The following is an 11,583-nucleotide window of genomic DNA, read 5'->3' on the forward strand; positions in this document are numbered from 1 at the left end:
TGACCATCCGCTCCTGATCCGCCAACTCTTTCTGCCGTGCATCGATGCGTGAAGCCAGCTGGAAGTTGTTATTGGCGCGACGTTTGGCGAAGTCCAGTTGCTGGATGGCTTGTCTGAAATCACCCACCAACGCGAAATACTCGGCACGGGCCTGATGCAGGCCAATGGTGTTGCCATTCAAGCCACGGGTTTCGGCGACCAGATACCAGATGTCCGGATCATCAGGACGACTCTTGAGCAGCCCGTTCAGAGACTTTTCCGCTTCGGCGGTACGGTTCTGTTTGAGCAGCACATCAACCCGGACCTGATTCAACGGATAGTTATCCGGGAACTGCGTCAGCATCCGGTCAACCCGCTGTTGCGCGTCGTTGAGTCGGTTGTTGGTGATGTCCAGATCGATCTGCGTCAGGTTGTAAGTGATGTCGTTCGGCGACTTGTCGAGCAGTGGCTTGAGGGTTTCCCGGGCTTCGTTGAGTTGCCCGCCTTTGATCAGTGCAATGGCGAGACCGTAGCGTGCAGGCTCGGATTTAGGATTTTCGGTCAGTTGGGCACGAAAGCGTTTTGCCGCGATGCCAGGTGTTTCTTCATAGATCAACGCCACACGAGCACGCATCAACTGATAGCGCACGCTGTCTTCCTTGCCGCCAGGTTTGGCTTGCTCGGCACGGTTGCGGGTATCCGCGATCCGCGATTCTGTTACCGGGTGAGTCAGGAGGAATTCGGGCGGTTTAGCGTCGAAGCGATATTGACGCATCAAGCGTTCAAACATAGTCGGCATGTTGCGCGGATCATATCCGGCCTTTTCCAGGTTGAGGATGCCGATCCGGTCAGCTTCCTGCTCATTCTGGCGCGAGAAGCGTCGCTGCTCCTGGATGGCGGCAGCCTGTGAGCCCGCGATGGCGGCAATACCTGCGTCACCAGCCCCCGCAGCCGCCATGACGATACCGGCGAGCATCGCCGCCAAGACCGGCACCTGCATACGCTGCTGGGCTTCGACTCCTCGCGCAAAGTGGCGTTGCGACAAGTGAGCCAATTCGTGCGCCAGCACTGAAGCGTATTCGCCCTCAGTCTGTGCATTGAGGAACAACCCGCCGTTCACGCCGATAATCCCGCCGGGAGCAGCGAAGGCGTTGAGTTGCGGGCTGTTGATCAGGATGAACTCAAGGCGTCGGTCCTGCACCTGGCTGGTTTCCGCGAGGCTATAGACCGAGGTTTCGACGTAGTCCTTGAGTTGCGGATCCGAAAGTTGCGCCACCTGGGCGCGTAGCAGTCCAAGCCAGGCACGGCCCAGTTGGTGTTCCTGCTCCGGCGAAACAATCGCGGAACTGGCATCGCCAAGGGACGGCAGGTCATCGGCATGCGCAGGAACAGTCAGCAGGCATGCGAGCGTCAGCAGGGTGGGGCGCAGAAAATTCATCCATGGAGCTCTGAGTTGGAGAACCTCTACTGTAGCCGTCTCGATGGCCTGATGACCAGAGTGCGGTATTCTTCCGGGCTGTAAGACGTATCTGAAAAAACATTTTGCCTTCCAATGGCAATTTGATGTGCCTGCCTGGAGAGAAACGATGTCTGACGCTGTAACGCGCCCCGAAAGCAGTGACGCCGAAGTCGATGCCAGTGGCCTTAATTGCCCGCTGCCGTTGCTCAAGGCCAAGCTTGAGCTCAACCGCCTGAATCGGGGCGATGTGCTCAAGGTCATTGCGACCGACGCTGGATCCCAGCGCGACTTTCGCTCCTTTGCCAGGCTTGCCGGCCATGAATTGCTTCATGAGGAAGCCGACGCGGGGATCTACACCTACTGGTTGCGCAAGGCGTAACCCAGCGGGGCTTATCCGCTTTCACAAGGATTTTTGATGTTCAACGTGCTTCGCAACTGGGTACAACGTTACTTCTCTGATGAAGAGGCCGTGGTACTCGCGGTGTTGCTGTTTCTGGCGTTCACCATTGTTCTGACGCTAGGCGGCATGCTGGCACCGGTGCTCGCCGGGATGGTGCTGGCATTCCTGATGCAAGGGCTGGTGAGCCTGCTTGAGCGCTTTCGGGTTCCGGAGTCCGGCGCCGTCGGGCTGGTCTTCATGTTGTTCATGGGCGCGTTGCTGGTATTTCTGCTCGTCCTCGTGCCGCTGCTCTGGCATCAGTTCATTACGTTGTTCAACGAGTTGCCGGGGATGCTTGCCAAGTGGCAGTCATTATTGCTGCTGTTGCCGGAGCGCTACCCGCATCTGGTTTCTGACGAGCAAGTGCTGCATGCCATTGAAGTCGCGCGGGGCGAGATCGGCAAATTTGGCCAGTGGGCGCTGACGTTCTCGCTGTCGAGCCTGCCGTTGCTGGCCAATATCATGATCTACCTGGTGCTGGTGCCGATTCTGGTGTTCTTCTTTCTGAAGGATCGCCGTCTGATCGGTCGCTGGGTGGTCAGCTACCTGCCGCGGGAACGCGCCTTGATGACGCGGGTGGCTGAGGAAATGAACCGGCAAATTGCCAACTACATTCGCGGCAAGGTCATCGAGATATTTATCTGTGGGGGCGTGACCTACATAGGTTTTGTAGCGCTGGGCCTCAACTACGCGGCCTTGCTGGCGATGCTGGTGGGCATTTCCGTGGTGGTGCCTTACGTCGGCGCGGTGGTGGTAACCGTGCCGGTAGCGTTGATTGCCCTGTTCCAGTGGGGCTGGAGCGACCAGTTCATCTATCTGATGGTGGTCTACGGCGTGATTCAGGCACTGGATGGAAACGTACTAGTGCCGCTGCTGTTCTCGGAAGCGGTCAACCTGCATCCGGTCGCAATCATCTGCGCGGTGCTGTTGTTTGGCGGGTTGTGGGGCTTCTGGGGGATCTTCTTCGCGATTCCACTGGCGACCCTGTTCAAGGCCGTGCTGGATGCCTGGCCGCGGCAAGAACCGACCGTGGCACCGCTTTTGTAAGTGTCCAGCCTTATCGTCGGAATGCCGCCCAGACCAAGCACCGCTCCCACATGAGATTGAGTCCATATGTGGGAGCGGTGCTTGGTCTGGGCGGCATTCCGACGATAAGAGCGACGCTTATTTAACTGCCAACGCCTGGGCTTTCTCCAGCACCGCCTCAACATGCCCCGGCACTTTCACGCCGCGCCATTCGTGGCGCAGCACGCCGTCCTTGTCGATCAAAAAGGTGCTGCGATCTACGCCAAGGTATTCCTTGCCGTACAGCTTCTTGAGCTTGATCACATCGAACAACTGGCAAAGGGCTTCGTCCTTGTCCGAAATCAGCTCGAACGGGAACGACTGCTTGGCCTTGAAGTTCTCGTGAGACTTCAGGCTGTCCCGCGACACACCAAACACCAGTGTGTTAGCCGCCTGAAACTGTTCGTGCTGATCGCGAAAGTTCTGACCCTGAGTGGTGCAGCCCGGCGTGCTGTCTTTCGGGTAGAAATAAATCACGACCTGCTTGCCCTTCAGTTCAGACAGGCTCACAGCCTGTCCGCTGGTGGCTTGCACCTGAAAATCGCTAACTGGTTGATCTACTGCTACAGCCATGGGATTTCCTCACATAGGGGCTTGCGGACGCCACGGTTCAATCAGTGCATCGAGGTTCAGCGCGTCGGCGAAATCCAGGAATTGATCGCGCAGCCAACTGATCTGAATGCCCGCAGGCAGGGTCACGGTAAAGGTTGCGTTGAGCATGGTGCCGCCGGTCTGCGGAGCCAGATAGGTATCGCAGATCAGGTTTTCCAGTTCCACATTGTGATCCATGAAGAACTGGCACAGCTCATTGATGATGTCCGGGCGATACGCCGAGCTGACGTAAGCCACGTAAGGCAGCGCCTCGGGACGGCTTTCCAGCGTGGCACTGCGTACCACACTGGTGGTGAAATCATGTTTCTTGGACAGGCCGGGCAGGCCGGTTTCCAGACGGGCCAGGGCATCCCAGCTACCGGAGACTTGCAGAATCAACGCACTGTATTCGCCGTGACGGGTCAGGCGGGAGCTGACTACCGAGCAACGACTTTCGTGACTGGCACGGCACAGGACGTTGGTCAGCTCCATTGGATTTGCGCCAAGGGCACTGATGACAAGGAATTGTTCGCGAACTGTGGGGGTGGACGACATGCAGCATTCCTAGATGATGAGCGGTCGGTACATTTATTGGCTTGCAGGACCGAATCGACGATCAACAGCGCCAGACACCAACCGCAGCTTCTGGCGAAGTGCGTCTGCCCGATTGACCGAAGGCAGGCTGCAACAGCGCTGGAGCAGGGGTTCTGACGATAAAATCGACCGTTTGAAGGAGACGCGCAGATGACCAGTACCGATCAAAGAACGAAGGGTAGCGAAAACCATCGCTCAGGGGAATGCTCACAGCGTGGTACTTCGCTTGTACTAGGCTGATAGCGCCAGTACCATTACCGCTCTCTTTTTCCGGCAGGAGCGGTTTGCATGATTGCGGGCAGTATGGTGGCACTGGTCACACCCATGGATGCACAGGGACGTCTGGACTGGGACAGCCTGAGCAAACTGGTGGACTTCCACCTGCAAGAGGGCACCAACGCCATTGTTGCCGTTGGCACCACAGGTGAATCGGCCACGCTCGATGTGAATGAACACATCGAAGTGATCCGTCGTGTGGTCGACCAGGTTGCAGGACGTATCCCTGTCATCGCAGGCACTGGCGCAAACTCCACGCGTGAGGCGATCGAGTTGACCAACAACGCCAAGCGCGCTGGCGCCGACGCGTGCCTGCTGGTCACGCCTTATTACAACAAGCCGACCCAGGAAGGGCTGTATCAGCACTTCAAGGCTATCGCCGAAGCGGTCGACATCCCGCAGATCCTCTACAACGTGCCGGGCCGTACAGCCTGCGACATGCTGCCCGAAACCGTCGTGCGTCTGTCCAAGGTGCCGAATATCATCGGCATCAAGGAAGCCACTGGCGACCTGCAGCGCGCCAAGGACATCCTGGCCGGTGTCAGCAGCGACTTCCTGGTGTATTCCGGTGATGACCCAACGGCAGTCGAACTGATTCTGCTGGGCGGCAAGGGCAACATTTCCGTGACGGCCAACGTCGCCCCGCGTGCCATGAGTGATCTGTGTGCCGCCGCCATGCGCGGTGATGCCGAGACTGCGCGGGCCATCAATGAAAAGCTGATGCCGCTCAACAAGACCCTGTTTATCGAATCCAACCCTATCCCCGTGAAATGGGCCCTGAATGAAATGGGTTTGATGCCGGACGGTATCCGTCTGCCGCTCACCTGGCTCAGCCAGGCCTGTCACGAACCGCTGCGTCAGGCCCTGCGCCAGTCCGGCGTTCTGGTTTAATTGAGGAAGCATTACGCAATGAAGCGATTGGCCGGACTTTCCGCACTTGCCTTGATTATCTCCAGCACCAGCGGTTGCGGTTGGCTCTGGGGTGAAGATGGTTACTTCCGTGACCGTGGCAGCGATTACCTCGAAGCACAGCAAACTGCACCGATGCAGATTCCACCGGGTGTCTCGGAGACCAAGCGTCTCGACCCGCTGCTGCCGATCCCGCGCAACGTGGCGGACGATACTGTTAAGGGCGAATTCGTAGTTCCTCGCCCGCAACCGCTGTCGACCGTAGCCGATGCCAGCGATTTCAGCCTGCAGAAGAGTGGCAACAACAGCTGGGTGCTCGCTCAGCGTGCGCCTGCCGAAGTCTGGCCAGTCGCGCATCAGTATTTCGAAGATAACGGTTTCCGTATCGCCGAAGATCGCCCGCAAACAGGTGAATTCAGCACTACCTGGCAGCGTCTGGACGAGTTGTCTGCTGCCGTTGCCAAGCGCCTGACCGCCAGCGGCACCGCCTCCGATGCTGAAACTCGCGTGCGAGTACGTATCGAGCCAGGCGTGCAGCGCAACACCAGTGAAATCTACGTGGTAAGCGCAGAGCGCCCGGCCGGTAGCACCGCTGACGTCGCTTTCACAGATCGCGCTACTAACGTGGCACTTGATGCAGCGCTGACCGATGACATGCTGGCCAGTCTGAGCCGCAGCTCTGCCCAGGGCGGTTCCATTTCGCTTCTGGCAGCACGTGACTACGACACTCCAAGCCGTGTCGCCTTGAGCGAAGACGGTAGCGGCAACCCGGTTCTGAACGTCGGTTCGGACCTGGATCGCGCATGGTCTAGCGTGGGTCGTGCCCTGAATCAGGGTGAATGGCGCGTAGAGGACATCAACCGTAGTCTGGGTCTTTACTACATCAACCTGGCAGAGCGGGCTGATACGCCAGAGAACAAACCTGGTTTCTTCGGCCGTTTGTTCGGCAGCAAGGAAACCAAGGAAGAGATCGATGCCCGTGCCGAGCGTTACCAAGTGCGCTTGAGCAAAGTAGGTGACAACGTTCAGGTTACCGTCGAGAAGAACATCAACACCGTCGCGCCGGCCGATATTGCCCGTCGTGTACTGGGTGTCATTCAAGACAACCTGGGTTAAGTGCGTTTCGCAGTATTAGGCAGCGGCAGCCAAGGGAATGGCACGCTGGTGGCCAGCGGCAATACTCACGTGCTGGTGGATTGTGGTTTCTCCCTGCGGGAAACCGAACGAAGACTGGCGCGGCTAGGCCTTAGCGCGCATCAGTTGAGCGCGATTCTGGTGACCCACGAACATGCCGATCACGTGCATGGCGTGGGTTTGCTGTCTCGGCGCTACAATCTTCCGGTGTATATGAGCAGCGGTACGGCTCGAGGGTTGCGCAAGCCTGTTGAAGTCGCCGGGTATCTGGCAGGCGGGCAGGATTTGCAACTGGGGGCGTTGAACATCCACGTGGTGTCCGTCGCTCACGATGCTCTTGAGCCGACGCAGTTCGTCTTCACCGATGGCACGCGTCGCTTTGGTCTGCTGACGGATCTGGGATCGTACTGCCCGACGGTGCTGCAAAGCTACCACGGCCTGGACGCCCTGATGATCGAGTCCAACCACTGCCGGGACATGCTCGCCCGCGGCCACTACCCATACTTCCTGAAACAGCGGGTCGGTGGCAGCGAAGGACACTTGAATAACCATCAGGCCGCAAGCCTGGTGAACGAGCTGGGCTGGCAGGACTTGCAACATCTGGTACTGGCCCACCTCAGCAGCAAGAACAATCTGCCGCATCTGGCCCGGCAATGTTTCGTCGACACCCTCGGGTGCGATCCGGACTGGTTACAATTGGCCGATCAAGATTCAGGGCTCGACTGGCGACATATCGCCTAGCCCAACTACTTAGCAAGCGGAGCCCATCATGGAAAAACGTGAAGAACTCTACCGCGGCAAAGCCAAATCGGTTTACAAGACCGACGACGCTGACCGCTTGATCCTGCTGTTCCGTAACGACACCTCGGCGTTCGACGGCAAGCGTATCGAACAACTGGACCGTAAGGGCATGGTGAACAACAAGTTCAACGCCTTCATCATGCAGAAGCTCGAAGCCGCAGGCATTCCGACCCAGTTCGACAAACTGCTGGCCGACAATGAAGTGCTGGTCAAAAAGCTCGACATGATCCCGGTCGAATGCGTCGTGCGTAACTACGCCGCCGGTAGCCTGGTCAAACGCCTGGGCGTCGAAGAGGGCCTCAAGCTCAACCCGTACACCTTCGAGCTGTTCCTGAAGGACGACGCCAAGGGCGACCCGTTCATCAACGAATCCCACGTCGTCGCATTCGGTTGGGGCACCGCCGAGCAGTTGGCGCGCATGAAAGAACTGTCGCTCAAGGTCAACGACGTCCTGAGCAAACTGTTCGATGACGCCGGTCTGCTGCTGGTCGACTTCAAACTCGAGTTCGGCGTGTTCAGCGATGGCTCCATCGTTCTGGGCGACGAATTCAGCCCGGACGGCTGCCGCCTGTGGGACAAGGACACCAAGAAGAAAATGGACAAGGACCGCTTCCGTCAGGGCCTCGGTGACGTCATCGAAGCCTACGAAGAAGTCGCCAACCGTCTGGGCGTACCGCTCTAAGACGGAAAAAGTAACGCAAGCGCTTGATAGCACGAAAAAAAATCAGCAAAAGGTATCGCCTTCTGCGATTGAACTGTTATGATGCGCGCCGTTGGAGAGATGCCGGAGTGGCCGAACGGGACGGATTCGAAATCCGTTGTACTGGCGACAGTACCTAGGGTTCAAATCCCTATCTCTCCGCCATAATTGCTACACGCCAAACCCCTGATAACGTTAAAGTTGTCGGGGGTTTTTCGTTTCTTGCCTTAAAGTTTAGGGCAGGCTCAGGGCAAATAACACCCGCTCCAGACCTCCACGGACGCTTTAGTCCTCCCTGAGCTCCATCATCTGCGAACCCATTCCGGCCATACTTCTGGTGTCTGCGGTATCCATCGCCCATGGTGCTTGCGGACCATTGTCGTGTCGCTGTGCCCCAACTGTCTGGCCACCTATTCCGCAGGCGCGTAGTTCGAAATTGAAGGGGGTCAGAGTGGCGTCGTTTGGTGAGCGCATGTTAAAGCCTTACCGCGCCGGCAACACACGGGCGCACCCTGGCTACTTCTCGAAGTCTTCATGCAGCATGGCCAGGACGTTGAATATGGGCTCACCGGCTTTGTGAGGGATCTTCAGGTGAGTAAAGACCTTTTTCCAGTCTGCCAGCGCGGCCAGGGTTTGTTCGATGTACTCATCGGCCTTGAGGTATTTGTAATCCTTGCAGATCTCCTGGATCCGCTTTCTGGTCGGCTTGCCCGGGGTCCGTCCGCCAAAGTCAGTGGTGTGCTCACCCATAGCGTTCGCGAAGGTCACGTCATACGCAGGGGCAAGCGTCCAGGTCTCCTTTTCTCCAGGCTTCACAGGGTCGTGACAGAGGAAAGCAAAGTTTTTCGCGTGGTCGTCGTGGTTGTGGCACAGGGCGTTGAAGATCATTAGCCTGGCCATTTTTTCGACCTCTGCCGAACTATTGGTGATCGCCTGAGTAAGCTTTAGCAGGTTGGGGTAATCGATTGACGACAGAGCGCGATAATTCGCATACATCAGTGCCGACACAGTCATCATGTGTATCTTCCGGTCGCCATCTCGGTCAAAACGCTTGGTCGCGAAAAAGTTTTCGTTCTGCTGATCAGGCATCTGAATGTTCAAGATCATCGACTCGGCCATGCTCACTCCGGCCGCTCTGGCCATTTCGGCATAGGCAAGCTCAATGCCCCCTGTTTCTAGGGGTTCATGCAAAGCTCTGAATTTAACGATCCAGTGGGCATAGCCCTCCGGTAAAGACTTGAATGCCGATGTCGCTTTTTTCCCATCAGCGGATAGAGCAACAATCGCCTTAGGGCGAGCACCGCCTGGCGAGCCACCAGCAAGCCGTAGTTCTTTAAGTACCGCTTGTGTTTCGCCCTCCTGCACCTGGATAGACGCTTCGAACAGCTTGTAGATATCGACAGGGCCGACCATCTCTGTTTTTTCAGCCTTCGGCTGATACTCAAAAGCCCCCATGCCTCGGTCGCCCATATAAGAAAGACGATCCAGGGCAGTGACCGTGAGGTGAGTACCGTCACCAAAGGTGCTGTTGAAGAATCTGTCCATGAGCAGCGTCCCCCAGCCATCGGGTAGGGAGTCAGCGAAGGGCCCGTGAAGGCCGTCAAAGAGACTGGGGTCGGCAGCAAGCTGAGGTTTTTCGTCCCATGTCATTGTGAGTGGCGAGAGGTTGTAGCCCGTGCCGAGCCAGCCTTGGTCGTAAGCGAAGTAGATCCCTTTTCCTGGCGCTTTGAAAAGCTCTCCGACCTTGACGCCGTGTTTCAATACGGTCAGCGCCTCAGCGTGCTTGAACGGCTTCATCATTAACGCATTCCCCGCTTACGCTTCGCATTTTTTAGCTCTTCTACTGAATTTGGATGCTCGGGTTTGAAGAGCCGAGTCACAGAGGCGCGCTCATCAAGAGCGGTTGCCAGGAGGATCAGAACCTCGAATGTCGCCACGCCCGTCATCTCGAATCTCTTGATGGTGGTCTCTGACACTCCCGATTTTTCCGCGAGCGTCTTGCGTGACAGATTTTTCGAGAGACGGAGTGTCTTGGCGTTCTGCCCCACGTCCCGAGCGATTTCGGCGGGCGAGTAGAGTAAGTGCATGAAAGACATCTGTTGTCCTCCGAGTTTTCTCAATAATGGCTATCTATGGCCAATTATAGAGGGTAAACGACCTATTTGGTCACATAAGGCCATTTTGGTTTTTCAGAGCCTAAAGTTATGCGTAATAACTTAAAAAGGCTATATGTGACCTTTTATTTAGGTATTAAGCCATCAAGAGGTCATATATGGGCTTTTAAATGGTTTAGGAGTAGGCGGAGGTTTTTCTCCACATCTATCAGCCCTAGGCATCTGACCTGCAGCCATTTTTCAGCTCGGCAGATTCTCTGATCGTGCGCAGCAGCGTGACCAGAATCTGATGTTCTATGTGATAGATCGCTTCGTCATGGTGTTTGTCAGGGCCGCGTTCTTCAGGCAAGGGCTTTGTGATTCATGATTATCCGCCATTAACCCGCAGGCATATTCTCTAGCCGAACCAGCAGCTCATGCGGATCCGCATCTAGCCCCCGACACAAATCCATAAACTCAATCACATCCAGTCTTCGCTCGGCATTTTCGGTTTTCGATACGAAGGACTGCGGTCGTCCCAACTTCGTGGCCAGCTCTTTTTGGGTCAGGCCTGCTTCTACTCGCGCTTGCAGGAGAAGGGTCAGGAGGGACTGGTAGCGGGTATTGTGGATGGTCTTCACTCTGATGACGCCAGCGCCTCTTCATACTCATTCACAAACTGCGGCAACGCATAGCCAAGCACTTCGCACAAATCCCGTAGTTGAATCAGATCCAGGCGTCGCGAGCCTTTTTCCACATCGCTCATGAAAGACTGCGGTCGACCTAGCGCGGTGGAGCACTCCGATTGGGTCAGGTTTGCATTTTCTCTGATCGTGCGCAGCAGCTTGATCAGTATCTGATGTTCTCTTCGATAGATTGCTTTAGTCATGGTGGCCGTTCCGGTTGAACAGCGGGGTAAGCTATAACTGATTTTCAGATATCTGATTTTCGGATATTCTTGTTTTGGGTTCTGCGCATGGCTGAAGGCCTGCTCGGACATAATGAATTTGGAAGGCTTAGCTGAAAGGACACTGTTTATGAAGAACCGAAAACTCTCACGAGTACCCAAGCAGTCAGCTCGCCGCAACGCGATGGCTCACTCTCCGAGGTTTTCAGGCCGAAACTCTCCCGCGCCGTTGACCAGGCTTCAAGTCGTCAGCTTCATGCACGCCTACCTCATGACCAGTTGGGATGAGCTACCCGACGAGAATAAACGTGCATTGGGCTTCGACTTCGTTGTGGGCAGTGAAGGCGAGGAGGTAGCGCTTAATCATCTGGCGCGGCTTTTTATGGGATACGCAGATTTGTCATTTCGGCGAGCGTTGGTGGCTCGACGTAGACGGTTGGGGGTCGATGAATGACTTGAAGTGATCGTCTTGTAGTTGCGCTGTAAGGGAAGGACATAGCTTGCGTAGGGCGTTTCCCAAAACTGACTGCTGCTATTGAGGGGGTCAAGTTGAAGCAGGATGCTAGGCCATATCGTAGGAGTCGCCCCGGTGTTCCTGGCACCGCGCTGTCGCGTAGCAAACACGGACCCTGTAGG

The 11,583-nt window shown here is 56.5% G+C and carries 13 protein-coding genes and 1 tRNA gene; 7 read left to right on the top strand and 7 right to left on the bottom strand.

What is annotated here, in order from left to right; genetic code table 11:
• On the bottom strand, positions 1–1,417 hold a 1,417-nt coding region (locus H8S59_RS22965; RefSeq protein ID WP_187522906.1), incomplete at its 3' end, for a M48 family metalloprotease.
• Between the two features lie 148 nt (positions 1,418–1,565).
• Here H8S59_RS22965 and H8S59_RS22970 point away from each other — a divergent pair.
• A complete protein-coding gene (locus H8S59_RS22970; protein ID WP_187522907.1) occupies positions 1,566–1,817 on the top strand; it encodes a sulfurtransferase TusA family protein in 252 nt (83 codons plus the stop codon).
• A 36-nt stretch (positions 1,818–1,853) separates the two neighbouring features.
• Complete coding sequence (locus H8S59_RS22975) at positions 1,854–2,924, top strand: AI-2E family transporter (RefSeq protein ID WP_187522908.1); 1,071 nt, start codon at positions 1,854–1,856, stop codon at positions 2,922–2,924.
• A 117-nt stretch (positions 2,925–3,041) separates the two neighbouring features.
• On the opposite strand, the gene H8S59_RS22980 is transcribed toward H8S59_RS22975, so the two are convergent.
• Positions 3,042–3,515, bottom strand: coding sequence for a peroxiredoxin (locus tag H8S59_RS22980; RefSeq protein ID WP_095093520.1), 474 nt, complete (start codon positions 3,513–3,515; stop codon positions 3,042–3,044).
• A 9-nt stretch (positions 3,516–3,524) separates the two neighbouring features.
• The gene (locus tag H8S59_RS22985; RefSeq protein WP_027899149.1) at positions 3,525–4,088 is read right to left on the bottom strand and encodes a glycine cleavage system transcriptional repressor; all 564 of its coding nucleotides are present in this window, start codon (positions 4,086–4,088) and stop codon (positions 3,525–3,527) included.
• Between the two features lie 327 nt (positions 4,089–4,415).
• On the opposite strand from H8S59_RS22985, the gene dapA reads away from it, so the two are divergent.
• From dapA to H8S59_RS23010, 5 genes are all read left to right on the top strand, one after another.
• Positions 4,416–5,294 carry a 4-hydroxy-tetrahydrodipicolinate synthase gene (gene dapA / locus H8S59_RS22990; RefSeq protein WP_187522909.1) on the top strand — a complete coding sequence of 293 codons (879 nt, stop codon included), beginning with the start codon at positions 4,416–4,418 and terminating at the stop codon, positions 5,292–5,294.
• 18 nt (positions 5,295–5,312) lie between these two features.
• Positions 5,313–6,428, top strand: a complete 1,116-nt coding sequence (gene bamC / locus H8S59_RS22995; protein WP_095093518.1) for an outer membrane protein assembly factor BamC — start codon at positions 5,313–5,315, stop codon at positions 6,426–6,428.
• Positions 6,429–7,187, top strand: coding sequence for an MBL fold metallo-hydrolase (locus H8S59_RS23000; RefSeq protein ID WP_027899152.1), 759 nt, complete (start codon positions 6,429–6,431; stop codon positions 7,185–7,187).
• A 28-nt stretch (positions 7,188–7,215) separates the two neighbouring features.
• Positions 7,216–7,929 (top strand): phosphoribosylaminoimidazolesuccinocarboxamide synthase, encoded by a 714-nt coding sequence (gene purC / locus H8S59_RS23005; RefSeq protein WP_087265306.1) that lies wholly within the window; start codon positions 7,216–7,218, stop codon positions 7,927–7,929.
• Between the two features lie 93 nt (positions 7,930–8,022).
• Positions 8,023–8,112 (top strand) — tRNA-Ser (locus H8S59_RS23010).
• Between the two features lie 351 nt (positions 8,113–8,463).
• Here H8S59_RS23010 and H8S59_RS23015 read toward each other — a convergent pair.
• The 4 genes from H8S59_RS23015 to H8S59_RS27190 form a co-directional block, all read right to left on the bottom strand.
• Positions 8,464–9,747, bottom strand: a complete 1,284-nt coding sequence (locus H8S59_RS23015) for a type II toxin-antitoxin system HipA family toxin (RefSeq protein ID WP_187522910.1) — start codon at positions 9,745–9,747, stop codon at positions 8,464–8,466.
• Positions 9,747–10,043 carry a helix-turn-helix domain-containing protein gene (locus H8S59_RS23020; protein WP_187522911.1) on the bottom strand — a complete coding sequence of 99 codons (297 nt, stop codon included), beginning with the start codon at positions 10,041–10,043 and terminating at the stop codon, positions 9,747–9,749. The genes H8S59_RS23015 and H8S59_RS23020 overlap by 1 nt, the downstream gene beginning before the upstream one ends.
• Positions 10,044–10,438: 395 nt before the next feature.
• Positions 10,439–10,681, bottom strand: coding sequence for a helix-turn-helix domain-containing protein (locus tag H8S59_RS23025; protein WP_187522912.1), 243 nt, complete (start codon positions 10,679–10,681; stop codon positions 10,439–10,441).
• Positions 10,678–11,109: a helix-turn-helix domain-containing protein gene (locus H8S59_RS27190; protein ID WP_343073081.1), complete on the bottom strand. Its 432-nt coding sequence runs from the start codon at positions 11,107–11,109 to the stop codon at positions 10,678–10,680. The genes H8S59_RS23025 and H8S59_RS27190 overlap by 4 nt, the downstream gene beginning before the upstream one ends.
• Positions 11,110–11,583: the final 474 nt, after the last annotated feature.

Source organism: Pseudomonas folii (assembly GCF_014357575.1).
Classification (GTDB): domain Bacteria; phylum Pseudomonadota; class Gammaproteobacteria; order Pseudomonadales; family Pseudomonadaceae; genus Aquipseudomonas; species Aquipseudomonas folii.

Excerpts from the sequence above, each read along its gene's own strand:
- H8S59_RS22980 (WP_095093520.1), bottom strand. The coding sequence starts at position 3,515 with ATGGCTGTAGCAGTAGATCAACCAGTTAGCGATTTTCAGGTGCAAGCC.
- dapA (WP_187522909.1), top strand. The coding sequence starts at position 4,416 with ATGATTGCGGGCAGTATGGTGGCACTGGTCACACCCATGGATGCACAG.
- H8S59_RS22970 (WP_187522907.1), top strand. The coding sequence starts at position 1,566 with ATGTCTGACGCTGTAACGCGCCCCGAAAGCAGTGACGCCGAAGTCGAT.
- H8S59_RS23015 (WP_187522910.1), bottom strand. The coding sequence starts at position 9,747 with ATGATGAAGCCGTTCAAGCACGCTGAGGCGCTGACCGTATTGAAACAC.
- purC (WP_087265306.1), top strand. The coding sequence starts at position 7,216 with ATGGAAAAACGTGAAGAACTCTACCGCGGCAAAGCCAAATCGGTTTAC.
- H8S59_RS22975 (WP_187522908.1), top strand. The coding sequence starts at position 1,854 with ATGTTCAACGTGCTTCGCAACTGGGTACAACGTTACTTCTCTGATGAA.
- H8S59_RS22985 (WP_027899149.1), bottom strand. The coding sequence starts at position 4,088 with ATGTCGTCCACCCCCACAGTTCGCGAACAATTCCTTGTCATCAGTGCC.
- bamC (WP_095093518.1), top strand. The coding sequence starts at position 5,313 with ATGAAGCGATTGGCCGGACTTTCCGCACTTGCCTTGATTATCTCCAGC.
- H8S59_RS23020 (WP_187522911.1), bottom strand. The coding sequence starts at position 10,043 with ATGTCTTTCATGCACTTACTCTACTCGCCCGCCGAAATCGCTCGGGAC.